16 protein-coding genes are annotated in these 25,481 nt (G+C 39.8%); 11 read left to right on the top strand and 5 right to left on the bottom strand.

Features of this window, described 5'->3' with window-relative positions:
- Positions 1-126 precede the first annotated feature (126 nt).
- The 7 genes from ML462_RS04640 (at position 127) to ML462_RS04610 (ending at position 11,539) form a co-directional block, all read left to right on the top strand.
- Positions 127-3,210, top strand: a complete 3,084-nt coding sequence (locus ML462_RS04640; RefSeq protein WP_240712581.1) for a SusC/RagA family TonB-linked outer membrane protein — start codon at positions 127-129, stop codon at positions 3,208-3,210.
- Positions 3,211-3,219: 9 nt separating this feature from the next.
- Positions 3,220-4,923 (top strand): SusD/RagB family nutrient-binding outer membrane lipoprotein, encoded by a 1,704-nt coding sequence (locus tag ML462_RS04635; protein ID WP_240712580.1) that lies wholly within the window; start codon positions 3,220-3,222, stop codon positions 4,921-4,923.
- Positions 4,924-5,033: 110 nt separating this feature from the next.
- Positions 5,034-6,182 (top strand): glycoside hydrolase family 18 protein, encoded by a 1,149-nt coding sequence (locus ML462_RS04630; protein ID WP_240712579.1) that lies wholly within the window; start codon positions 5,034-5,036, stop codon positions 6,180-6,182.
- An 11-nt stretch (positions 6,183-6,193) separates the two neighbouring features.
- Positions 6,194-7,825 (top strand): glycoside hydrolase family 10-like protein, encoded by a 1,632-nt coding sequence (locus tag ML462_RS04625; RefSeq protein ID WP_240712578.1) that lies wholly within the window; start codon positions 6,194-6,196, stop codon positions 7,823-7,825.
- Complete coding sequence (locus ML462_RS04620; protein ID WP_240712577.1) at positions 7,826-9,274, top strand: sodium:solute symporter; 1,449 nt, start codon at positions 7,826-7,828, stop codon at positions 9,272-9,274.
- 8 nt (positions 9,275-9,282) lie between these two features.
- Entirely contained in the window at positions 9,283-10,302 is a 1,020-nt protein-coding gene (locus ML462_RS04615) for a dipeptide epimerase (RefSeq protein ID WP_240712576.1), read from the top strand.
- A gap of 13 nt (positions 10,303-10,315) precedes the next feature.
- On the top strand, positions 10,316-11,539 hold the full coding sequence (locus ML462_RS04610) for a C40 family peptidase (protein WP_240712575.1): 1,224 nt from the start codon (positions 10,316-10,318) through the stop codon (positions 11,537-11,539).
- A gap of 72 nt (positions 11,540-11,611) precedes the next feature.
- Here ML462_RS04610 and ML462_RS04605 read toward each other — a convergent pair whose 3' ends face one another.
- From ML462_RS04605 to ML462_RS04595, 3 genes are read right to left on the bottom strand one after another with little or no spacing between them, the layout of a single operon-like run.
- Positions 11,612-12,547: an N-acetylmuramoyl-L-alanine amidase gene (locus ML462_RS04605; protein WP_240712574.1), complete on the bottom strand. Its 936-nt coding sequence runs from the start codon at positions 12,545-12,547 to the stop codon at positions 11,612-11,614.
- A 20-nt stretch (positions 12,548-12,567) separates the two neighbouring features.
- Positions 12,568-14,487, bottom strand: a complete 1,920-nt coding sequence (gene nagB / locus ML462_RS04600; RefSeq protein ID WP_240712573.1) for a glucosamine-6-phosphate deaminase — start codon at positions 14,485-14,487, stop codon at positions 12,568-12,570.
- 28 nt (positions 14,488-14,515) lie between these two features.
- Complete coding sequence (locus ML462_RS04595) at positions 14,516-15,787, bottom strand: ROK family transcriptional regulator (protein WP_240712572.1); 1,272 nt, start codon at positions 15,785-15,787, stop codon at positions 14,516-14,518.
- Between the two features lie 228 nt (positions 15,788-16,015).
- Between ML462_RS04595 and ML462_RS04590 the strand changes: the two genes are divergently transcribed.
- The 4 genes from ML462_RS04590 (at position 16,016) to dusB (ending at position 23,759) form a co-directional block, all read left to right on the top strand.
- On the top strand, positions 16,016-17,152 hold the full coding sequence (locus ML462_RS04590; RefSeq protein ID WP_240712571.1) for an acyltransferase family protein: 1,137 nt from the start codon (positions 16,016-16,018) through the stop codon (positions 17,150-17,152).
- Between the two features lie 15 nt (positions 17,153-17,167).
- Entirely contained in the window at positions 17,168-20,119 is a 2,952-nt protein-coding gene (locus tag ML462_RS04585; protein WP_240712570.1) for a serine hydrolase domain-containing protein, read from the top strand.
- Between the two features lie 150 nt (positions 20,120-20,269).
- The gene (locus tag ML462_RS04580; protein ID WP_240712569.1) at positions 20,270-22,693 is read left to right on the top strand and encodes an outer membrane beta-barrel protein; all 2,424 of its coding nucleotides are present in this window, start codon (positions 20,270-20,272) and stop codon (positions 22,691-22,693) included.
- Positions 22,694-22,766: 73 nt separating this feature from the next.
- Positions 22,767-23,759, top strand: coding sequence for a tRNA dihydrouridine synthase DusB (dusB, locus tag ML462_RS04575; RefSeq protein WP_240712568.1), 993 nt, complete (start codon positions 22,767-22,769; stop codon positions 23,757-23,759).
- A 91-nt stretch (positions 23,760-23,850) separates the two neighbouring features.
- Here dusB and ML462_RS04570 read toward each other — a convergent pair whose 3' ends face one another.
- Both ML462_RS04570 and rbfA read right to left on the bottom strand, forming a co-directional pair.
- A complete protein-coding gene (locus ML462_RS04570; protein WP_240712567.1) occupies positions 23,851-25,059 on the bottom strand; it encodes an ABC transporter permease in 1,209 nt (402 codons plus the stop codon).
- Position 25,060: 1 nt separating this feature from the next.
- Positions 25,061-25,456, bottom strand: a complete 396-nt coding sequence (gene rbfA, locus ML462_RS04565) for a 30S ribosome-binding factor RbfA (protein WP_240712566.1) — start codon at positions 25,454-25,456, stop codon at positions 25,061-25,063.
- Positions 25,457-25,481: the final 25 nt, after the last annotated feature.

Here is a 25,481-nt window from a genome sequence, read left to right as displayed (position 1 = left end):
TAGGTTATGGAATTGATATATTAACTTAAAATATGTCTTTTAGAGTATTAACATAATTTAACTAGCTAATCAAACTAATTGTGTGTTAAGAAAACGCAATCGAATTATTCACAAAAACTAAAACCAATGGTCAAAAAATTACCTTACATGCTGGCTGCAATGTTTTTATTTTTTCAAAGCATTGTTGCCCAGGAACAGGTCGTAACAGGAAATGTTACAGATGGGGAAACCGGTCTTCCGCTTATGGGAGTTACTATTGTTGAAATTGGAACCAGTAATGGTGCTGTTACCGATTTTGACGGTAACTATACTATAGAGGTGTCCCCAGATGCGATCCTTGAATTCTCGATTCTTGGATATGGGAGACAGGAAATACCTTTGGATGGTAGAACTACTTTAGATGTAATAATGTCTGAAGATGCAGAGGCCTTAGATGAAGTCGTGGTTACCTCACTCGGTTTAACCAGGGAAAAGAAATCCCTGGGGTATGCGGTTACCGAACTTCAATCTGAAGAGGTGAATGAGGTGAAAGACTTTAACGTTGCGAATTCTCTCGTTGGTAAAGTTCCGGGATTGGTAGTTAACTCTTCTGGAGGGGTAGGATCTGGATCCAGGATCACTATTCGTGGTAATAACACTTTAACAGGTAATAACCAGGCTTTGATCGTTGTAGATGGTATTCCAATCGATGCATCCGGGAACGAATCTGGTGGTAGTATTTTTAACAGTACAGTGACTGGAGGAGGTATCACCGATATCAATCCATCTGATATAGAGTCTGTATCTGTACTAAAAGGACCTAACGCGGCGGCACTTTATGGATCTCGTGCAGCCAGTGGTGTTATTCTTATTACCACTAAAAAAGGTACAAGGGGAAGAGGTCTTGGTGTTTCTATTAACTCGAACGTGGTTTTTGAAAACCCAATGTTTCTTCCAGAATTTCAGAATGAATATGGACAGGGAAATAACGGAGCGTATTATGCCGATCTTGAAAACTTTGGAGGTTCCTCATGGGGACCAAGGTTTGATGGATCCAGTCAGTTGTATTATACCGGTGAACAACGCCCATACGAGGCCCAACCAAATAATATTGATGAGTTCTTTGAAACGGGTTTACAAGCGATTAATACGGTTGCAATAGATAAAGGAGGAGAGAATTTTAGTACTCGTTTTTCTTATACTAATAACAATACGAGTGCAGTTCTTCCAAATTCAGATTTACAAAGTCATAACTTTAACCTGAGAGCTCTGGTTGATCTTTCAGACAAGTTTCATATAGACAGTAAAGCCACTTATTTTACTCAGGATCTTAATAACAGGGTGAACCTTGGTACTGAAGGTGTGCTTGCTTTTGTATACAGAACTCCTAGAAACGTTAGAACTTCCGACCTTAGAAGATACAAACCTTCACTTTGGGAAGATCCTTCAATGTTTGCTGATGAGTATGCCGCGATTAGTTATGCCGGCCAGAATAAAAGTATAGGTAACCCATACTGGATGTTGAATGAAGATCAAAACGATGAGCGTAGAGACAGGTTTATTGGTTTTACAAAATTAACTTATGAATTCAATGACTGGCTATCGCTATTCGCCAGGGTAGGAGGGGATATTACCAATTCCAGAACAGAATATGTTCAGAATTATGGGCATCATTTCTTCTATACAGGTAGATTAAACTTCGGAACTTTTAAAAATACTGAACTAAATGGAGATTTCCTTTTCACAGCAAATAAGGATATCACCGATAAGTTCAACCTTGTTGCGAATTTTGGTGGTAACCTTTCAAAAAGAACTTCAGAAGGAGTGATCGTTAGAGGTCAGGATTTCCGATTACCTTCAAGAGTATTCTTAAGTAATACGAATATCCAAACAAGTACGCATAATCCGCTTCAGATCAAAAAAGTGAATTCATTATACGGTCAGCTAAGTCTTTCCTATGATGATTTCTTATACCTTGACCTAACAGGAAGAAACGACTGGTCTTCAACTTTGGCAGAAGACAACCGCTCTTATTTTTACCCATCGGCGAGTTTATCGGTTCTTGTAGATCGTTTTATCGATCCGGACAAAGACTGGCTGAATATGCTGAAATTAAGAGGAAGTTGGGCAGATGTTGGTAACGATACTGGACCTTACCAGTTATACCAGACTTTCAGCGTTCCAACGCAAGGATATCTTGGTCTTACTGTTCTTAACGGACCAGAAGTTAGGTTGAATCCAGATCTAAAACCTGAGAGTGTACAATCTTCAGAAGTTGGTCTTGAATTCAATATGTTCGGGAATCGTTTTTACGGAGATTTCTCTTATTACTCTATTAGAACAACCGATATGATCTATAACGTTCCGGTGCCTCCGGGAACAGGATTTACCTTCTTTAAGGAAAATGTTGGTGAGGTAAGGAATAAAGGTTTTGAAGCGCTAATTGGTGGATCACCAATTCGTACAGAGAACTTTAAATGGGAAACATCGCTTAACTTCTCAACCAATAATAACGAACTTGTTGCCTTAATCGACGGTCTGGAAACTTTGCCTTTAAATACATTAGGTAACTTTTCTGTGAGAGCAAGTGTTGGTGGTGGAATAGGAGACCTTTACGGTACTACCTGGAAAACTAACGAAGATGGTGAAAGACTTGTAAACGCAGAAGGATTCCCATTAGCTGGTGAGGTTGAAAAACTTGGAAATGCTCAACCAGACTGGATAGCCGGTTTTTCTAATACCTTTACTCTGAATAACTGGAGTTTGAGATTTCTTGTAGACGGTAGATTTGGTGGTGAAATTTATTCTGCTACTTCATCCTATCTTGATGCAGCCGGTGTATCTGAAAGAACCCTGCAATTTAGAGATGGAGGAGTTGTTGTAGACGCAATAAATGAAGGAACAGGAGCACAAAATACTGAATCTATCACCGCTCAGGAATACTGGGGTAGCTATTCAGGAATTACTTCCAACTATATTTATGATCAAACTAATGTGAGATTAAGAGAATTTGCCTTAAATTATAGGTTCCCTTCAGATATGGTAGGGCAAATTGGATTAAGCCAGGCTTCTATAGGTTTAATTGGAAGAAACCTATTCTTCTTTTATAAGGATGCTGAGGATATAGATCCTGATTCTTCTATAGGTACTGGTCTTTCTGGTCAGGGAATTTCCTTGAACAACGCACCATCTCTAAGAAGCATTGGACTGAATTTGAATATTAATTTTTAAAAAAGAGTTATGAAAGGAATATTAAAAATCTTCAGTGGAAGCCTGTTACTTTTGGTCTTTTTGATATCAGGATGTTCAGACTTCGAAGAAATAAATACCCAACCGGATGCTTTTACCTCGGAAGAGGTAAGTGCTAAGTATTTTCTTACCGGTTTACAGATCGAACTTTATGCTCCAAATAGATTCCCTTACTGGAGAGCACAGTTAATTCATGCCGACCGTTTCGCCGGGCAGTTTACCTTCGGTTTTAATGGTTGCTGGTGGACAGACGGCCTTGCTTATAGTTACAATGTAGGTTATACCGATGCCGCTTACGACTGGTTAGCCGGTTATTTAGGAAAATTCAGTACCTATCAGAATTTTGTAAGGCCTGGAGGAGAACTGGAAAATGATAAATTCTATGCTATTGGATTGATCATGAAAGGTCTTTACTACCAGATGTACACAGATACTTTTGGAATGGTTCCTTATACAGAGGCGTCGAATCCTGATATCGTAACACCAAAATTTGATACACAGGCTGAAATCTATCAGGGTGTGATTGCTGAACTTGATGAAGCAATGAGTATTATTGGTGAAGAAAGCATCACAGGTGAAGGGCTTGAATTTTTAGCAGAAAATGATCTTTTCTTTAACGGAGACCTTCAGAAGTGGAAAAAACTGGCCAATACTCTTAAGCTCAGAATGGCTTTAAGAGCTCAGGGAGCTCCTGGAGCAGATTTCGCTTCTGCCGCGATCTCTTCTGCGCTTCAAAATCCGTTGCTAACAGCAGCTGATGAAAATGCGCTTATGGAGAAGGATACCGAGATAGACCAGTTTGGAAATGCTGCTTATGGAGATATCTGGCATAACTTCGGAGGCCTTGGTTCTAAGTGGAAAATAGGAAAGACCCTTGTTGATTATTTAAGAGATAACAACGATCCCAGGCTTCCTTACTACGCCGAACCCATTATTGGAGGAGACGTAACCTTTACCAGGCCCGCTGAAGGAAACGGTGTAGCCTTATTTGACAAGTACGTAGATTTTATCTTGGAACAACTTGATAATGCCGGTGTCGATTACACCCGAAGTGGTTCGGCCGATGAGTTTACTATATCTGTATCAGGAGGGCCTTATTATGTTGGCCAGCCTACCAGGCTAAATGGCGATGTCTATCCTCATATTAAATATGAACTTTTCTCTGCTCCTGCAGAACTGGTTGTAAACCCTAAGAACAGTGGAGCTCCAATCGCTCCTGAAGTAGTGATGACGGCTGCTGAAGGAAACTTTTTACAGGCAGAAGCCGCTGTAAAAGGACTGGGATCTGGAGATGCTCAGGCGTTGTACCAGGAAGGTATCAGGCAGTCAATGCTTCAATGGAATGTTGATGAAGGTTCAATTGCTGAATTCCTGGCTAACGAAGGAATGGCCTTGCTAGATGGTAGCATGGAAGAAAACTTGGAAAAGATCGCCGTTCAGAGATGGATCGCGGCATATACAGATGGGTTTGAGGCCTGGGCGATCGTACGTGATACCGGTTACCCGGCAGAACTTGCTAACGGGGTATCAGACTACGAATTATATTCGGCAGGAACACTAAATGGTGAATACCCAGAAAGAATGAGATATGGTAACGTTGAGTATAATACCAACGGAGCTAATTTGCAGGAAGCAATCGGAGTTCAGGGACCTGATGAGCAGGGAACAGAACTATGGTGGTCTGCAGATAATTAATTGAATATTGGGATTAGCAAAAAGGGTCGTCAAATGTATTTTTGGCGATCTTTTTTATTTGTGATAATTATAATTACTAAACTTAATTCACTGCATTTAAAAACCGAATTATGAAAAAATTTATTCTAATAACAAGGTCGGTAATTGTTGTTTTTCTGGTTTCCTTTTGCTTTTCCTGTAAGGATAAAACTGAAGAAAAGGCTGAACTTTCGGAAATTGAAGAATTTTCGGTTAAGAATGATGATTTTAAAGTTATTGCCTACTGGACCGGAAGTGAGAAGATCAAACCTGAGACCGCTAAAAAACTGGACCAGGTGATCTATAGTTTTCTTCACCTGGATGGTAACATTTTAAAGGTAACCGAAAGAGATAGCCTTAGTTTAAGGCATCTTGATTCAGTAAGAAAATCGAATCCTGATCTAAAAATTCTGATCTCTCTTGGTGGATGGGGCGGTTGTGAAACCTGTTCCGAAGTTTTTTCTTCTGAAAAAGGCAGGAGTGATTTCACTAATTCTGTACAGGAAATCCTAAAGGATTATAATGCCGATGGCATAGACCTTGACTGGGAATATCCAGCTATTGCCGGGTATCAGGGGCATGCTTTTAAACCTGAAGACAGGGAAAATTTCACCCTGTTAGTAAAAAGTCTAAGAAATAGCGTGGGAGAGGATAAAGTTATCAGTTTAGCGGCTGGCGGTTTCAAAGATTTTCTGGATAAATCTGTTGAATGGGATAAAGTGATGCCACTGGTAGACCACGTTAATATCATGACCTACGATATGGTTGGTGGCGGAAGTACCAAAACAGGGCATCATACTTCCTTATACTCCACAAAAGGCCAGAGATCGTCAGCAGACAGATCTATTCAATATTTGGACTCCTTAGGTGTGCCTCTTGAAAAGATGGTGATAGGAGCCGCCTTTTATGCTCGAGTCTGGGAAAATGTAACTGATTCTTTAAATGGTCTTTATCAACAGGGACGATTCAAAGAGTCAGTACTTTATAGGGATCTAGAAAATTATGCAAAAAGATCGAACGGATTTGAATATTTCTGGGATAACGAAGCTAGTGCTCCCTATATTTACAACGCCGAAAAGGAGGTCTTCATTACCTATGACGACTCTTTATCGGTATCCGGTAAAACAGTATATGCTCTGGATAATAATCTCGGTGGAATCATGTTCTGGAGATTGTCCGGAGACAAGCCTCAGGGTTTGCTGGATGTGATAAATAATGAAATAAATAACCACGAAAATTAATTTTGCCCCTAATGACCAGAATTTTAAAGATCCTGCCGGTTTTATTCGCGCTTTTCATTTTTTCCTGTAAATCGACTAAACCTACTACCTCTGCTGAAAAAGAAACTCCCGAAACAGTTGAGGAGATCAAAATTGAAAAGGAGAAAGAGATAGATAAGGATGTTTCTAAGGAGGAAAATATTCCAGATGAGGTAATTGAGATCGAAGGCAAAGAAAGCAAGCAACCACCTTTGAATATCGAAGAGTTCAGGGCTGCCTGGGTAGCTACCGTGGCTAATATCAACTGGCCGAGTAAGTCCGGTTTATCTACCGAACAACAAAAACAGGAAGCATTAAAATTGCTGGATTTTTTAGAGTCACATAATTTCAATGCGGTTATTTTTCAGGTTAGGCCGCAGGCAGATGCCCTTTATAAAAGTGAACTCGAGCCCTGGTCTTATTTTCTTACCGGTGAGCAGGGGAAGGCACCGCAACCTTTTTACGATCCGCTTGAATTCTGGATCTCCGAGGCTCATAAAAGAGGGCTTGAACTTCATGTATGGTTAAATCCGTACCGGGCACATCATACCACCGGGGGAGAAGTAACAGAAACCTCGATTATTAAGAAGAAACCAGAGTTGGCTATAGAACTTGCCAACGGCATGTGGTGGCTGGATCCTGCAAATCCTGAAACCCAGGATCATTCCGCAAATGTTGTTATGGATATAGTAAAGCGATATGATATAGACGGCGTTCATTTCGATGATTATTTCTATCCTTATGATTCATATAATAATGGAAAGGATTTTCCGGATAATGTCTCCTTTTCGGCATATAAAAACGAAAACGGAAAGCTTACCAGGTCAGATTGGAGAAGGGATAATGTAAACCGCTTCATCAAAAGGATATATGATGAGATAAAGGCTGAAAAACCTCATGTGAAATTCGGTTTGAGTCCGTTTGGGATCTGGAGACCTGGATATCCTGAATCTGTTCAGGGATATGATCAGTATGAAAAGCTGTATGCAGATGCTAAATTATGGCTGAACGAGGGCTGGATAGATTATTTTACCCCGCAACTATACTGGCAGATCAATCAGTATGGGCAGAGTTTTCCCGAATTATTAGGCTGGTGGGAATCTGAAAACACCATGAACAGGCATCTCTGGCCAGGTCTAAAAGTAGGTCTAGGAGGAGATGAGAAGAATATTGATGAAACTATCAACCAGATCATGATCACCAGGGGAATGCTACCGGAAAGTAAAGGTTCAGTGCATTGGAGCATTGGCCCATTATTGCAACATAATGACCTTGCAAAGGCTCTGGTTGAAGGGCCTTATCGTAAAAAAGCTCTTGTGCCGGCCAGTCCGTGGTTAGATGATTCTGCACCAGAAGCACCAAAAGTTACTACAACAATAGAAAACGACAGACTCAAGATGAACTGGCTTGTTGGTCAAAATGAGGATATAGAAAAGTATGTGCTTTGGTTTAAATATGAAGAAGGGAACTGGGATTATAAAATTCTTGATGGGAACACGAATAATTACAGTTTGCAGAATGTGGTAGGTGAGAAAAAGAGATTTATGGATAAGATTGGGATTACCGCTGTAGACAGATTAGGAAATCAAAGTGATTTTGAAGAAATAGATCTAAATAATGAATAAATGAGCCCATTACTGGTTTTCGGAGTTATAGCCGCCTATTTTATTGTGCTTTTAGGAATTAGTCATTTCACTTCCCGAAAGGCAGATAATGAAACTTTCTTTACAGCAAATAGGCAATCTCCATGGTATCTGGTGGCATTTGGAATGGTAGGTGCCTCCCTTTCCGGGGTTACCTTTATTTCGGTTCCCGGGGAAGTCGGAAACTCTAATTGGACCTACCTGCAGTTCGTCATGGGAAATATGGTGGGGTATGCCGTGATCGCTTTTGTACTAATTCCGCTTTTTTACAGGCTAAAACTCGTTTCAATTTATGAATATCTACGGGATAGGTTCGGAATGAGATCTTATTACACAGGATCGGTTTTTTTTCTGATCTCCCAGACCATAGGGGCTTCCTTCCGGTTATTCCTGGCGGCAGTGGTATTGCAGATAGCTTTTTTCGATGCATTCGGGATCCCGTTTTATGTAACAGTTTTAACTACCATAATCCTTATCTGGCTATACACGTTCAGGGGAGGGATCAAAACCATTGTATGGACAGATACTTTACAAACCACTTTTCTTCTTCTTGCTGTGGTCATAAGTATTATTATGATCATAGACCAGATGGGACTAAGCTTTTCAGAAATGATCAGCACGGTTTCAGAAAGTAAGATGTCTACAATTTTCGACTGGGACTGGAGATCAGACAGGAACTTCTATAAAACCTTTCTTGCCGGAATCTTTATAACTATTGCGATGAACGGACTGGATCAAAATGTGATGCAAAAGAATCTTACCTGCAAGAATCAGAAGGATGCTCAAAAGAATATATTCTGGTTTTCCATTACTTTTTTCTTTTCAACGGTTCTTTTCCTTTCGCTAGGCGTGCTATTGTATAAATTCGCCATAGATCAGGGTATTTCGATTCCTGAAAGAAGTGACGATTTATATCCATTATTAGCATTAAATCATTTTGGAATACTTGCCGGGGTTGTTTTTCTGCTGGGAATTATTGCGGCTGCCTTTTCAAGTGCCGATTCAGCATTAACCGCGCTTACTACTTCCTTTTGTGTAGATATACTTGATCTTCCCAATAAAAAAACCCATCAGAAAAAAACAAGATTATGGGTTCATATTGGTTTTACCCTGCTAATGTTCCTGGTTATCATTATTTTTAATAGCTTCAATGATACCAGTGTTGTAAGTGCTGTTTTCAAGGTTGCCGGATTTACTTATGGGCCATTATTAGGCTTATTCGCCTTCGGATTATTAAATAAAAGAGCAGTGAAAGACCGGTTCGTGCCAATTATATGTATCCTGGCTCCCATAATTTCGGTTATCGTAGACCAGAATTCTGAAGCCTGGTTTAATGGGTATCAGTTCGGTTTTGAAATTTTACTGGTCAATGCCGGACTTACCTTTCTGGGCTTATGGCTGAACCATAAAAATGGCCTGGATGTTAAATAGTTTTCAAGATGGAAATAACATATAAAAGCTTCAATCTAGAGCTGAAGAATACTTTTACCATTAGCCATGGTTCAAGGGATTTTCAGCCTACACTTATAGTTATTTTGTCTGATGGTGGATTTACAGGTTATGGAGAAGCTGCCGCTACGGTATATTATGGAGTCACCGTTGAGAAAATGATCGCTTCCATTAAATCGGTTGAGTCAATAATAGCTGAAAATATTCATCGAACACCTGAGGAATTATGGGAACTTACTTTTCCTGAATTAAAAGAAAATCCGTTTGCTCAATGTGCCTTGGATATGGCTATGCATGATCTTCATGGAAAGAGAAATGGTTTACCGCTTTACAAAATGTGGGGACTCGATAATTCCAATGTTCCGCTTACCAATTATACCATAGGTATCGATACCGTAGAAAATATGGTGAAAAAGATCAGGGAATTTCCCTGGCCTCTTTATAAAATAAAGTTGGGAACAGATGACGATATTGCCATTGTCAAGGAATTACGTAAACATACAAATTCAGTATTTCGTTTAGATGCCAATGCCGCCTGGACGGTGGAGCAGGCAATTAAAAATAGCAATGCCATGAAAGAACTGAATGTGGAGTTCCTGGAGCAGCCATTAAAACCGGAGGATACCGAAGGAATGCAGGAACTTTATAAAAGATCAAGCTTACCCTTAATTGCAGATGAAAGTTGTATAGTAGAGAACGATGTTGCTGATTGCGCCCCATTTTTCCATGGAGTGAATATTAAGCTTACTAAATGTGCCGGCATCACCCCGGGGAGGAGAATGATCAAAATGGCCAGGTCTCTAGATCTAAAAGTAATGGTAGGTTGTATGACCGAATCTACCGTTTCCATGTCGGCCATTGGACAGTTGCTGCCAATGCTGGATTATGTAGATATGGATGGAGGTCTTCTAATAAAGGAGGATATAGCCGAGGGTGTAAAAGTTTATGATGCTGAGGTTCATTTTCCCGACAGAAATGGAACCGGAGCGAAATTGATTAGTTTTGAATAAAAATTGAGATACTATGAATATCAGAATTAAGTATTTGGCCATAATGGCCATTATGGTATTTGCTTCCTGCGAGGAAAAAGTGGAAGAGAAGGAAAATAACCAGGCAGAAGATGTGATCGCCGAGGTTAGAGGCGAGTACGCACCAGATAAAAGAGTCGCTCTTTTTGATATTGAAGCCGAAAAAAAGAACCAGAATTATGTTCTGAAGGGTGAATCTAATCTTCCGGATGCTGTAGCCGAGCTGAAGCAAAAAATGAAGGAACAGGAACTCAAATTTACTGATAGTATTAGTATGCTTCCAGATTCTGAAGGCCTTGAAGGAAAAACTATGGGCGTGGTAAAGATCTCTGTAGCCAATTTAAGAGATGAACCTAAGCACTCAGCGCAACTCGTTACCCAGGCAACCCTGGGCATGCCTTTAAATGTCTATAAGAAACAGGGAGGCTGGTATTATATTCAAACACCAGATGGATACCTGGGATGGGTAGATTACGGAGGTCTGGCAAGTATGACTCCAGATGAATTTTCGAAATGGAAATCGGCTGAAAAGCTTATTTACCTGAAACCCTTCGGTAATTCCTATGAGAAGCCAGACAGCGGATCTCAAAGTGTAAGCGACCTGGTAGCCGGAGACATTTTAGAACTTCTAAGCGACGAAAATAAATTTTATAGGGTTCAATATCCAGATGGTAGAAAAGCTTTTGTAGAGATGTCTGAGGCACAACCTTACCAGGACTGGCTTACTTCCTTGGATATGCAAAAAGAGGATCTGGTGGAAACTTCAAAAAAATTGATGGGTCTTCCATATTTATGGGGTGGTACCTCACCAAAAGGCGTTGACTGTAGTGGATTTACAAAAACGGTGTATTTCCTGAATGGAGTCGTGATCCCCAGGGATGCCTCTCAGCAGGTGCATACTGGAAAGTTAATAGATACTACCAAAAATTTTGAGAAGCTAATTCCTGGAGACCTGCTATTCTTCGGAAGACCAGCGACCGATTCCACTTCAGAAAGAGTAGTACACGTAGGAATGTGGATTGGAGATAATAAATTCATTCACTCCATGGGGGACGTTCATATAAGCACACTGGACTCTACAAATTCTGAATTCGACGAATATAATTTCAATCGTTACCTGCGTACCAAAAGAGTATTTAATGAAAACGATGAAAAGCTGTTGTATCTAAAGCAGAAGGATATTTTTACCGAAGCAGTAGCCGAAGAAACCACCGATTAAGTAAATTGAACTATCAAAAAAGCCCGGACCATTTGACCCGGGCTTTTTTATTTAAATAAACTATCAATAAAACTACAGGTATTTTTGATACAAATTATAGAGAATCTTGAGGTCTCCTTTTCTTAAAACAGGATTCTCATAATCTTCCTGCACAAAATGCAGTTTGAAGGATTTTACGGCATTGTTAAGGTTGGAAACATCATATCCAATAGCCTTCAAAGCGAGTTTATGGTCGAATCCGGCAGGAATCACTTCAGGAAAAAGGATCTTGTCCAGAAATGCGAGTCTGAAGTCCAAAATATCGCTTAACTCATAATCAACATGATTTTGTAGATTTTCTTGGAGTTGAATTTTTTCTATTTCTTCTTCATCAAACCATAATCCGTAGCCCTCTTCTGCAAGTTTTTTCCATGGAAAATTGGCATTCGGGTCAACCTTTCTTCCAGGTGCGATATCTGAATGTCCAATAAAGTTCTTATCCGGTATATTGTATTTAGTTTTAAGTTCCTTTAAAACATCAAGAAGACTCTGGATCTGTGCATCAGAAAAGCTTTCAGAACCATTATTGTCGAGTTCAATTCCAATAGAGGTCGAATTCAGGTCGGTAGTGGTTCCCCACATACCTACGCCTCCATGCCAGGCACGATAATAGTCATTCAGCATATGGTAGATCTCGCCATTTTTTGAAATAACATAATGAGAACTTACCTGAGCCCTGGGAAGGGTGAAAGTTTTCAGGGTCTGGCCTACCGAATCCTGCGCGGTGTGATGAATGATCACATAATTAGGTTTTCGAAGGTTGAAATTTGTGGTTCCAACCGCATATTTTCCGTAGTTAAGGGTATCAGTTTCCTTGTCTTTTTCAGGGGTGAATTCCCGGAGTTGTTTGGCATACTCCTTCACCTGCTTTTTATAGATCTTATTGGTTTTCTTATAAGGATTTGAGCTACACGAAACCAGTGCACTTGCGATAATTATAAAAAATAATTGTTTGAGTCCTTTCTTCATTTAATTAGGATTTTAATTGCCTAAAATTTCCATCTTACAAAAGCTTCCATAGCCTCATAATTGGCGAGTCCCAGTTTATGATAGTTCACTGCCGTTTCACGGTTTCTTTCCTCGGCTCTTATCCAAAACTCACGTTCGTCGTCTCCAGGGAAAACCGGACGATCTTTTTGCGACTGATGCTGGAAGATTGCATGTCTTTTCCGCTGAACTTCCTGCGGAGAAAGAGGCACGGCCATTTCGATCTCATGAACCTGGAATTCCTGCCAGGCGCCTCGGTATAACCATAACCAGCAGTCTTTTACCCAGTCTTCAGTCTTTTTAAGTCGGGTGAGGGCCTCAAGTATGATACGGAAACATACAATATGGGTGCCATGAGGATCGGCAAAATCGCCCGCTGCAAAAACCTGATGAGGTTTGATCTTTTTAAGAAGATCCATAGTTAGTTTCACATCTTCCTCGGTTACCGGGTTCTTTTTCTTTTTTCCTGTTTCATAAAAAGGAAGCGCCATGAAATGTATCTGATCATCCTTAAGCCCGGCATACCGGGCACCGGCGATCGCTTCAGTTTTTCTTATAAATCCTTTTACTTCCTGGATTTCTTCAAGGTCTATATCATTGGGTTGTTTCGTTTTAAGGAAACTTCTCATTTTGTCGTAAATCCCCTCAAATTTGGCCGTGTCTTCACCAATGCTTTTTTTGAAATCTATAGCGAATTCCATGTACCTTAAAACGTCTGTATCCCAAACTGCGGTATTTCCCGAAGTTTGATAAGCGACATGAACATCATGTCCCTGGTCTACCAGGCGAATGAACGTGCCTCCCATGGAGATGACGTCATCATCTGGATGTGGACTAAAGATCAAGCATCTCTTGTGCGAAGGTTCCATACGTTCCGGACGCTGAGAATCATCGGCATTGGGTTTACCTCCGGGCCAACCGGTTATGCTATGTTGCAATTCATTGAAAACACTAATGTTGATATCATATGCGGGACCTTGCTCAGTAGCCAGCTGAGCCATTCCGTTGGAATTGTAATCTTCTTCGGTTAATTTTAGAATTGGTTTGTTGACATTTCTGGACAACCAGATCACCGCTTTTTTAATCAGGGCAGGGGTCCAGTTACAATCTTTAACCAACCAGGGCGTGTCGAATCTGGTAAGTTCAGATGCGGCGTCCTTGTCCAGGATGAATTCAACATTATCTGATAACTGTAAAAAAGTAGCGGGAACATTCGAGGAGATCTCTCCTTCCACCGCTTTCCGGATTATTGGTGCTTTCTTTTTGCTCCAGGCCATAAGGATGATCTCCTTGGCCTTGAAAATGGTACCAATTCCCATTGTGATAGCCTTGGTGGGCACATTCTCCTTTCCTCCAAATTCTCTGGAGGCATCACGACGGGTTAGGTCGTCCAGAGTAACCAGCCTGGTTCCGGAATTCGGGGCTGACCCAGGTTCATTAAAACCAATGTGCCCGGTTCTACCAATTCCCAGAACTTGTAGATCTAAACCGCCTACATCGGTTATCTTTCTTTCATATTCAAGGCAGTAATCAGCAATCTCCTCCTTTTTCAGGGTTCCATCTGGAATATGAATATTTTCCCGGGGAATATCTATATGGTCGAACAATTGTTCATCCATGAACCTTACATAGCTTTGTTTAGCTTCGGGTTTCATGGGGTAATATTCGTCGAGGTTAAAGGTGATCACATTTTTAAAACTTAAACCTTCTTCCCGATACAGCCTAACCAGTTCTTCATAAACCTCAACAGGAGTAGCTCCTGTGGCCAAACCTAAAACCGCATTTTTATTTTCCTTCTGCTTGGAAATAATAATATCGGCGATTCTTCGTGCAACTTTTTTTGCCGCAATATGTTCGTCTTCAAAAACATTCACCGCTAATTTCTCGAAGCGGGTCTCTTCCAATAGGTTTAATCTGGCCATAACTGTTGAATATAAATTTTCCTTTCAGCTAGCCATTGCTTGCTTTTAGCATGGCTACCTGATCTTTAAATATTTCTTCCATAACTGCGATGGTGCCGCCAAATAAACCTGAATTAGGGCCGAGATTGGAGAGTTCTATACTCGTTTTCTCTTTTAGCTGCATCATGCAATAAGTGTTCGTAGATTGTTGAATTGGGGTGGTGATAAACTGTTTTGCCTGTGCGATCTCACTTTCCAGGATGATAAGTTCCGGGTTGAAGATCTGGATAAGTATTGCTATTCCTTTACCCAGGTTAATTCCAATTTCCGATAACAGATTAATGGCAAACTGGTCTCCCTTGTTTGCTGCCTGGATAATCACGTGAGGATCCATTTTTTCAAAATCTTCGCCTTTAAGGTTGTTCAGGATCGAGGTTTGTCCTTTTTCCAGTCCCTCTTTGGCTTTTCTTACCAGGGCTAAGCCAGAGGCCTCCGTCTCAAGGCATCCTCTTTTTCCGCAATGACATAGCAATCCGTCCTCGGTCATAGGTATATGCCCGAATTCACCGGCAAACCCGGAATGACCCGTATGCATTTTACCACCCATAATAATTCCTAGTCCAATACCCCAATCCATCGAGATTACTAGTACATTTTGTTTGTTTTTGGCTAATCCGAATCTATATTCGGCAAGGCAGGCACTTTTCGTGTCATTAAGGATCACCACGGGTTTCCTAAACTTCTTTTCAAATTTATCCTGTAGGGATTCTGGTTCCTGTTCAGTAAGGTAATAGGTAAAGTTCTTACCTTCTGTTGAAGATACCAGTCCCGGCATACTAATACCAACCCCAAGAAGCTTTTCAGAGTCTATCCCTGATTTTTCGATCACTTCCTGAGATTTCTCATAAAGCAGGTCGACGATATTAGAATTCGGGGAGATCTCTGTCGCGATAGATTCTTCCATTATTATGGAATGATTATTATCTGTGACTGCGATCTTTATTTTAAAGCGTTTAATGTGGATACTTAATACAAAAAAGGACTGTTCTTTGAGTCCGTAAAGATCTGGCTTTCTACCACCTTCAGATTTACCCTGACCCGATTTCACAACTATTCCGGTTTCCATAAGCTGGTTAAGCAGGGCCATAGAGGTGGGAAGGCTTATATCGAACTTTTCACAAATATCAGCATTGGAAGTGCTGCCATTCAAAAAAAGATATTTGATGATCTTGATCTTTTGAAGAAACTTTTTCCTTTCAATATTACTAATGTCTTTTAGGGCATCATCAGTAATAAGAAAGTCTTGTAGATTTTTAGTCATATAATTGTTTGGAAATTTTTTAAAGCAGCTCAAAATAAGCTAATTATTTAAGTTTCCTAAAGCCAAAATTAAAAATATAAAAAAAAACCATTTTTTAAAACAATTAAATAAAAATTTTATTTAAGATTCTATAATTGATAAAAAATTATACTTTTATGTTTAATAGATAAACTTTAATAGTGAAAGTTGCCGAAAATAGCTCTGGATTCTTGATCTAATTACCCTTATATGAATAAAACTGGCGTCGTTGGAAATCATAGGTATCTTGCACTGGATGTGTTAAGGGGGATGACTATCGCCTTAATGATACTTGTTAATACGCCCGGTAGCTGGTCTAATATATATGCGCCATTCAAGCATGCGGCCTGGCATGGATTCACCATTACAGATCTTGTTTTTCCAACCTTTCTATTTGTTATAGGAAATGCGGCGAGTTTCAGCCTGCGGAAATATGAAAACCGGTCTGATTCAGATTTTCTCAAAAAAGTGCTCAGCAGGAGTGCACTGATTTTTGTAATAGGTTTATTACTTAATGCATTCCCATTTGTATTTCATAATGGTGAGGAACTGGTGCTGAAGGATTTTAGTAAAATTCGCATCATGGGGGTATTGCAGAGGATCGCACTTTGCTATCTCTTCGCTTCACTTATTTTGCATTATTTGAAAGTAAAACAAGTGCTCCTTCTAAGCAGTTTGATTCTCCTGGTTTATTGGGGTATAATGTGGTATTTCGGTACACATCCCAATCCATATAGCTTGGAAAACAATGCCGCCCTAAAACTGGATCTGCTAATTTTTGGAAAAGAAAATCTATGGAACGGATTTGGGACTCCCTTTGATCCGGAAGGTCTTTTAAGCACATTACCTGCGATAGTAAATATTGTTGCCGGTTATATTGCTGGAAAATTCATTCAGAGATCTGGTAATAATGTAACTACAGTGATCTGTTTAGCTGCTGCAGGAGTTATTATATTAGTAGCTGCTTTGCTATGGGCACCATATTTCCCAATTAATAAAGGCATCTGGACAAGTACTTTTGTCCTTTACAGCATCGGTTGGGATTTGTTAATCCTCGCCGCGCTAATCCTGGTAATTGAGGTTTTCGGATTAAAAAAATGGACCTATTTTTTTGAGGCATTCGGGAAGAACCCGCTTTTCATTTTTATAATGTCTGGAGTTGTAGTTATGCTTATGGCAATTATATATTTTGATGGAGAACCAATGAAACCCTGGATCTATAATAAGTTCTATCTAAGCTGGCTAAGTGATTATAATGCTTCCCTGGCTTTTGCAGTTTCTTATGTGCTTCTAATGTGGGTTATTGGTTATATTTTGGACAAAAGAAAGATTTATATAAAAGTTTAAAAGAGAAAATTCTAAATGCAGTTGAATAAATCCCTTCTGGTGGTGATCACCGCCCTGATCTTCGGAAATGAATTCTTAGCACAGGAAATACAGCGAAAGGAACCTGAGTTTTTAAAATATACGAACAGCAAATGGGTAGATTCGGTCATGACGGAATTGACTCCTGATGAGCGTATCGCCCAGCTTTTAATGATTCCGGCTTTTTCAAATAAAGATGAAGAACATAAAAAAGAAGTCCTGAAATACATCAGGGAATATAAAATAGGTGGACTCATTTTCATGCAGGGAGATCCAAAGTCTCAGTTGAAATTGATGAACGAATATCAGCAGGCTTCAAAAGTTCCAATTATTGGAGCAATAGATGCAGAATGGGGGCTGGGCATGAGACTGGATAATACCATAAGCTTTCCCTACCAGATGGGCCTTGGGGCAATTCAGGATGAAGAATTGATCTATGAAATGGGTGTTGAGGTCGCCAGGCAATTGAAACGCACTGGGCTGCATATCAATTTTGGACCTGTAGTAGACGTGAACAATAATCCCCAAAATCCGGTTATCAATTATCGATCGTTTGGTGAAGACAAGTTGAATGTTACTCAAAAGGGAATTGCCTACATGAAAGGAATGCAGAGCGAGAACCTTCTGGCTACGGCAAAGCATTTTCCTGGTCATGGTGATACAGATACAGATTCACATTATGCCCTGCCCCAGATTAATCACCCTTTTGAAAGATTGGATGACCTGGAAATGTACCCATTCAGAGAGCTGATTAATGAAGGAATTGGCGGAGTGATGGTCGCTCACCTGGATATTCCCGCATTGGATTCCACTGGAACTCCATCAACCTTATCCAAACCTATAATTACTGGAATTCTGAAAGAAAGACTTGGCTTTAAAGGACTTATTGTAACCGATGCTATGAACATGAAAGGTGTGGCAGAAGGGAATGAACCCGGAGTGGTAGATAAAGAAGCTATCCTGGCGGGGAATGATCTGCTGGAGTTTTCAGAAGATATTCCAAAGGCAATCTCTGAGATTAGAAAAGCCATAGATGAGGGAATTATTACCCAGAAAAAGATCGATGCGCGATGCAGAAAGATCCTGGCGGTGAAGCAATGGGTAGGATTGGATAATTATGAACCTCTTCCGGTTGAAAATATAGAAAAAGAACTGAATAAGCCTGAAGCAAAATTATTGAACCGAAAACTGGTTGAAGCCTCCCTTACTCTATTAAAAAATGAAAATTCTTTACTGCCTTTGAGAAGGCTGGACAGCCTGAAAATAGCTTCGGTTTCGATTGGAGCATCTGAAATCACAGAGTTCCAGAAGACTCTTAAACTCTATACCAGGGTTGATGATTTTCAGTTGGATCGAGAAGCCAATACAACCGACATCGAAAACCTGAAAGAGAAGCTAGAGGATTATAATCTGGTTATCGTTGGTTTACATGATTTCAGCATAAGGTCAAGAAACCAGATACAACTTTCAGAAGATGTTCAGAAATTCATTTCAGAACTTTCAGAGAGTAAAAATTCAATTTTCAGCATATTCAAAAATCCATACGTGCTCGATAAGCTGGAAAACATAGAAAACTCTGCTGTATTAATAGAAGCATACCAGGATACAGAAATTTCACAGGAATTATCTGCGCAGTTGATCTTTGGTGGAATTGGAGCGACGGGAAAACTGCCAGTTTCGGTGGGAGAAAAATTTAAAGCCGGAGATGGACTGGAGCTTAATGGAGGGTTAAGGTTTAAATATACAAATCCGGAGGATGCCGGTATGGATTCAAAAAAACTGGGAAACGCAATAGACTCCCTGATGAATGAAGCAATCGATATGAAGGCAACACCGGGAGGAGTAGTGTTGGTTGCAAGGGATCAAAAAGTAGTTTTTCATAAGGCTTATGGCCTGCACAAATACAGCGATACTATCAAAGTTGAAAGATCAGATATTTATGATCTCGCTTCTGTTAGTAAAATATCTACAGCCTTGCCGGCACTTATGAAACTTTATGACGAGGGAAAGTTCGATCTTCAGGCTGGAATAGAAGATTATCTCCCTTATTTCAATAATTCGAATAAAGAGGATATTGCTTTCAGGCAGATCCTTGCTCACCAGGCTAGATTTAAACCATGGATCCCTTATTGGAAAAATACCCTTCGCGATAATGGGAGTTTTAAATGGTATACTTTTAAGAAGGATTCTTCAGCCAGGTACCCAGTTCGGGTAAGCGATGAACTCTGGCTGCACCGTAATTACAAAAAGAAAATTTATAAGGCCATAAAGAAGTCGCCTTTGGAAGCTGAGGCAAAATACAAGTATTCCGGCCTTGTTTTTTATCTCTTACCTGAGATCGTAGGGAAGATCTCGAATGAAGATTTCGTAGATTATATCAATACAAATTTCTATGATAAACTGGGTGCAACGACCGTAACTTATAATCCTTCCAAAAAATTTCCAATTGAAAGAATTGTGCCTACAGAAAGTGATTTTAATTTCAGGAATGAAGAGATTCACGGGAACGTTCATGACGAAGGAGCCATTATGATGGGTGGCGTTTCTGCCAATGCCGGACTTTTTGCCAATGCTAACGACCTGGCCAAACTCATGCAGATGTATTTAAATATGGGAGAATATGGAGGCTTAAGATATATTAATGAAGCAACCTTAAGGGAATTTACCAAAACCCAGTTCCCTGAAAATGATAATCACCGTGCCTTGGCTTTTGATAAACCCTACCTGGAATACAAAGGTGAAAATAGCAATACCGCGAAAGATGCCAGTTCAGATAGTTTTGGACATACAGGTTTTACAGGAACTATGGTATGGATGGACCCAAAAGAGGATCTATTATATATTTTTCTCTCTAACCGTGTCCTTCCAACCAGAAATAACACCCGTTTGTACAAGCTAAATACAAGAACGAAGATACAGCAGGCTCTCTACGATTCGATACTGGAGTGACCACCTAAAATTCCTAAATTTCACTCATGAAAATGATGGTAATTGGAATAATTAATATCAAAATCATATCGGTTTTTGTAAATATTATCCGAAGTATTCAATAAATTCTATATTTGTGCATATTTTATTGAATATTACGCTAACCTATTTATGCTGAAAATAAAGTTTGCCCCCCTTATTTTCCTCTTATTTTCCTGTGCGGTTTATTCACAGAGTGAAGTAAAAGGAAAGGTCCTTGATCAGAATAATTCCCCTGTTGCATTTGCCAATGTCATTCTTTTGAACGCTGAAGATTCTACCAGTGTTTACAAAGGAGGAATAACCGAGGAAGATGGATTCTTTATTCTTAACAATATAGAAGACAGCACCTATTTACTAAAGGTGTCTTTTATTGGCTATTCAGATAATCTTCAGAAAATAAAGATAAAAGGCGATACGAATATTGCTCCTATTGTTTTACAGGAGGGATCTAATGATTTGGATGAAGTGGTGGTAAATGCCCGTAAACCAAAGATCAGTAGAAAAATAGACCGGTTGGTATTTGATGTGGAAAATACCACCTTGTCTACCGGGAACTCCTTTGAAATCCTTAAAAGAACCCCGGGAGTGGTGGTAAGTCAGGGGCAATTACTGGTAAAGAACAGGCCGGCTACAGTTTATATAAATGATAGAAAGGTTTACCTGACCTCTCAGGAATTACAGCAGTTACTGGAAGGGTTTTCTGCAGAGAACATAAAAACTGTAGAAGTGATTACCAATCCCCCAGCGAGATATGATGCTGAAGGCGGAGCAATTTTGAACATCACCACATCAAAGAATATATCTATTGGATATAAAGGGAGCCTAAATGCATCAAATACGATTGCCATTCTACCAAAATATGATGTTGGAACCAGCCAGTATTATAAAAATGACTGGCTAAATCTTTATGCTAGCTATAATTACAGTCAAAGAGATTTGGTAAAGGTTGATGAAAGTTTCCTGGAATTTTATGAACCTAATGGAGATGTAGATTCAAGATGGTTAACCGATTTTGAAAGGAATACCAACAGACTATCTCACAGTCTAAATACTATCCTGGATTTTACACTTAGTGAAAAAAGTACTTTGAGCTTGAGTGCCAATATTCAGCTTATTCCCGATGTTGACAGCCAGATAGATGGGCAAACAGATATCTATGACCAAAACAATTCCCTGGATTCTTTATTTACTACAGACAGTAAGTTGCATAGTACTACAGATAATATTCTTCTGGCAGCTACCTATAATACCACTTTAGGTGATAACGGGACGTTATCTGCAGTGGCAAATTACATCAATTATGATAATGGCCAGTTTCAGCATATCATGACCGAATATTTCCAGGCAGATGGAAGTTTTATTAGAGATAACTCGTTTACTACAGAAGCGAATCAAAATAGTGAGATCTATACAGGACAGGTTGATATTACCACTCCTTTGGGATCTAGCAGTTTTGAAACCGGTTTGAAATACTCCGGTTTAAGAACTGAAAGTGGCCAGGATTATTTTGACACCAATACGGGTACAAGACAGTTTTCAGGAAATCTTTCAGATAATTTAAATTATGAAGAGGATATTATGGCGGCTTATGCCAGTTTGACTAAAGACTGGGAAAAATGGTCTTTGAAGTTAGGCCTGCGTGGTGAATATACAGAAGTACTGGGAGTTTCTGATAGTGAGGGACTCGTGAACTCACAGGATTATTTTGAACTATTTCCTACTTTTTACCTGAATTATAATGCATCAGACAATCATGCCTTTGGGCTGGAATATAGCAGGCGAATCACCCGACCCCGATTTGAAACCCTTAACACCTACAGGTATTTTCTAAATGAGAATAATTTCAAGGATGGAAATCCTAATCTCGTTCCTGCTATTTCGAATATGATCAAATTTAGCTACAGCTATAATAATAAATGGTTCTTCGATCTTTACTGGGATAGGGCAAATAACGAGATCGCCACCATTCCATTCCAGGATAATGTGAACAGGAACCTTCGTTCAACCAGTTTGAACATGGATTTTTACCAGCAATTTAGTTTTGATATAGGATATTATGCTTATTTGAACGACTGGTGGTATTTAACCGCTTACTCTTCATTCTTTTATATGCAGAATGATTTTCCTGCCCTGGAAAGTGGAGGCCAGATCGTGACCAATGATACCTTTGGAGCATATCTATATGCCGGTAATTTCTTTACCCTGTCTAAGGACGGGACTTTTTCAGGAGAATTGACGTCTACTTATATTCCAGATTATATTGTTGGTTCCTATGAATTTGAAGAACCTCAATTCGGATTGAACTTAGGACTTAGAAAGACTTTTTTCGACTCCAGGTTAGTGGCCACCGTGAATGTTGAAGATGTCTTCAATACCATGAACATACCTTTAAGATCGCAATACTTAGATCAGAATTACTCATATTTCGCTAAGCCCGAATCCCGTTTGGTTCGATTTGGAGTAACCTATAAATTTGGTAATTTCAAGCTTGGTGATAATAAGCGCGCCATCACTGCTGAAGAAAACGAAAGATTACAGACTCAAAATCAGTAATTCAGGAGCTTAGTTAACTTATTTTCAGGCATTGGAATAATTTAGTAATTTTGCGACCTGAAAAAGAGAAGCTTTGGCAAAAATTGGAAATATAGATGTAGGAGACTTCCCGTTGCTTCTGGCGCCGATGGAAGATGTGAGTGACCCGCCATTCCGTGCACTTTGCAAGGAACAGGGGGCAGATGTTGTTTATACTGAATTTATTTCTTCAGAAGGGCTTATTCGCGACGCGGCGAAAAGCACCATGAAACTCGATATTTATGAAAAGGAACGTCCAGTTGGCATCCAGATCTTTGGAGCTAACCTGGAATCTATGCTTCAGTCGGTTGAGATCGTTGAAAAATCCGGGCCAGATATTATTGATATCAACTTTGGTTGCCCGGTGAAGAAAGTAGTTTCAAAAGGAGCCGGTGCCGGGATTCTAAAGGATGTAGACCTGATGGTTTCTCTTACCGAAGCCATGGTAAAACATACCAAGTTGCCGGTTACTGTAAAGACCCGTTTAGGTTGGGATCACGATTCAATTAAGATCCTTGAAGTTGCCGAGAGACTTCAGGATGTGGGTTGCCAGGCAATTTCCATTCATGGCCGTACCAGGGCGCAGATGTATAAAGGTGAAGCAGACTGGGCGCCTATCGCTGAAGTGAAGAATAATCCACGTATGCATATTCCTGTATTTGGTAACGGAGATGTGGATACACCGGAGCGTGCCATGGAAATGCGTGATAAATTCGGACTTGATGGCGCGATGATAGGTCGGGCAAGTATTGGCTATCCATGGTTTTTCAGAGAAGTGAAACATTATTTCGAAACAGGTGAACATTTGCCACCTCCAACGATGAAAGAACGATTGGATGCTGCCAGGAGACACCTTCAAATGGCCATAGACTGGAAAGGTGAAAAATTAGGAGTTTTTGAGACCCGTCGTCACTATACCAATTATTTCAAAGGAATTCCACACTTTAAGGAATACCGTATGAAAATGGTGACCAGCGATGATTCAGTAGATGTTTTTAAGGCTTTCGATGAGGTAGAAAGAGAATTTTCAGATTACCAGTTCGCTTAATTACATGTCATGCTGAGCGCAGTCGGAGCAAGTTCAATACAAAAAATAACATTTGTCACATTGAGCGCAGTCGAAATGTGAAAAATGATTTCTAAGTAGATTTCAAGGCCTTTTTACTTCTTCCTGCAGCAATATAAGAAGCTATTAGTCCCAAGGTAAATATAGTAATGAGGACTATCAGGATGTTCTCGAATTTCATTTGTACCGGGTAGGGCAGGTTTGGTGTGATCATTACCAGGTCGTATTTTAACTGAAGAAGGATAAGTATTATTGCCATCGCAAGACCTATAATACCTCCAAGCCCTGTCATCAACATTCCCTGGTAGAAAAATATATTCTTGATCTGGTTTGGAGATGCACCCAAATTGTAAAGCGTTTTAATATTCTCACGTTTATCCAGGATCATAACGATAATAGAACCTACAACGTTGAAAAGTGCAATGGTGAGTACCAGTGTGAAAATTAGGTAAACGAACAGATTTTCTGAATTCAACATTTTATTAAGGGCATCATTCAGTTCTGCCCTGGTTTTTACAATAGCCTCACCCTTAAAAATCTCATTGATTTTTTCGGTAACATTTTCTGATGATGCGTCAGGCGCTAATTTGAATTCTATGGCTGAAAATTCATTTTCGCCCATATCCAGCAGGTCTTTGGCAAAATTGATATTGGTAAAAACGTACTTGTCGTCCAGTTCCTCATTCACGCTGTATATACCGCTAACTATGGTTTGCCTGGTGCTAAAAGCATCCTGGAGATTGGTCATGGTAATAGCTCCTTTTCCTGGCTTTGGAACCATGATCTTCAAAAGGTTCTGGTAATTGAAAGTTCCTACATCCAACAATCTGGATAAACCATTACCAATTACTACCTGGGGTTCACTTTTAGTTAGCCAGGTTCCAAAAACTACCGCACTATCAATTTTATTGACCATCCGGTAGTTTTCATCAACACCTTTAATAAAGGCAGGGTTGGTTTTAGATCTGTAGCTCAGGATCACTCGTTCTTCAACAACTTTGCTGAATTCTGCGATTTCAGGAATTTTCCTGATCTGGGTTAATTGCTCTTCAGAAATAGTAAGGACCTTACCTTGTTCTGGAATAGCCTTCAGGTCAGGATCAAATTCATTGGAAAAGGAAAGACTGAAATCGCGGAGGCCTGAAAATCCGCTAAGGACGATAAAAAGAGAAAAAGCACCGGCAAAAACCCCAATCGCCGCGATAATCGTGATGATGTTGATCGCATTGTTCTTGCTTTTGGTAAATAAATACCTTTTGGCGATATAGAGGGGAAACTTCAAATTAAGACTTTTTCCTTTTGTCTAATAGATCTGGATTGGAAATAGGGTCTTCCTTGCCTTTGATGGATTTTTCGATTCCGTCTATATACTCAAGAGAGTCATCAATATAAAAATTAAGATCTGGCATTTTACGAAGTTGATGTTTTGTGCGCTGCGCAACTTCATGCTTTATCTTAGATTTATTCTCGTTGATCTCCTTTACCACCTCTTCCTGATGTTTAGAAGGAAAAATGCTAACATAGGCTTTGGCGATAGATAGATCTGTAGTTACCCTCACCTTGGAAACAGAAATCAAGATCCCTGTCCTTCCGCTATCTCTAAGAGAGTTCTGTAGGATATCAGCAAGGTCCTTCTGCAATAATCCACCAATCTTTTTTTGTCTGTTTGTTTCTTCCATGTTACAAAAGTAAAATTTTTAAACG

The organism is Christiangramia lutea (assembly GCF_022489035.1).
GTDB classification, from domain to species: Bacteria; Bacteroidota; Bacteroidia; order Flavobacteriales; family Flavobacteriaceae; genus Christiangramia; species Christiangramia lutea.
Note: the sequence above shows the minus strand (reverse complement) of the source record. Positions and strands in the feature narration are given on the sequence as shown.

Bases quoted from the DNA above. Each gene is read 5' to 3' on its own strand.
- ML462_RS04640 (WP_240712581.1), top strand. From the start codon at position 127: ATGGTCAAAAAATTACCTTACATGCTGGCTGCAATGTTTTTATTTTTT.
- ML462_RS04635 (WP_240712580.1), top strand. From the start codon at position 3,220: ATGAAAGGAATATTAAAAATCTTCAGTGGAAGCCTGTTACTTTTGGTC.
- ML462_RS04630 (WP_240712579.1), top strand. From the start codon at position 5,034: ATGAAAAAATTTATTCTAATAACAAGGTCGGTAATTGTTGTTTTTCTG.
- ML462_RS04625 (WP_240712578.1), top strand. From the start codon at position 6,194: ATGACCAGAATTTTAAAGATCCTGCCGGTTTTATTCGCGCTTTTCATT.
- ML462_RS04620 (WP_240712577.1), top strand. From the start codon at position 7,826: ATGAGCCCATTACTGGTTTTCGGAGTTATAGCCGCCTATTTTATTGTG.
- ML462_RS04615 (WP_240712576.1), top strand. From the start codon at position 9,283: ATGGAAATAACATATAAAAGCTTCAATCTAGAGCTGAAGAATACTTTT.
- ML462_RS04610 (WP_240712575.1), top strand. From the start codon at position 10,316: ATGAATATCAGAATTAAGTATTTGGCCATAATGGCCATTATGGTATTT.
- ML462_RS04605 (WP_240712574.1), bottom strand. From the start codon at position 12,547: ATGAAGAAAGGACTCAAACAATTATTTTTTATAATTATCGCAAGTGCA.
- nagB (WP_240712573.1), bottom strand. From the start codon at position 14,487: ATGGCCAGATTAAACCTATTGGAAGAGACCCGCTTCGAGAAATTAGCG.
- ML462_RS04595 (WP_240712572.1), bottom strand. From the start codon at position 15,787: ATGACTAAAAATCTACAAGACTTTCTTATTACTGATGATGCCCTAAAA.
- ML462_RS04590 (WP_240712571.1), top strand. From the start codon at position 16,016: ATGAATAAAACTGGCGTCGTTGGAAATCATAGGTATCTTGCACTGGAT.
- ML462_RS04585 (WP_240712570.1), top strand. From the start codon at position 17,168: ATGCAGTTGAATAAATCCCTTCTGGTGGTGATCACCGCCCTGATCTTC.
- ML462_RS04580 (WP_240712569.1), top strand. From the start codon at position 20,270: ATGCTGAAAATAAAGTTTGCCCCCCTTATTTTCCTCTTATTTTCCTGT.
- rbfA (WP_240712566.1), bottom strand. From the start codon at position 25,456: ATGGAAGAAACAAACAGACAAAAAAAGATTGGTGGATTATTGCAGAAG.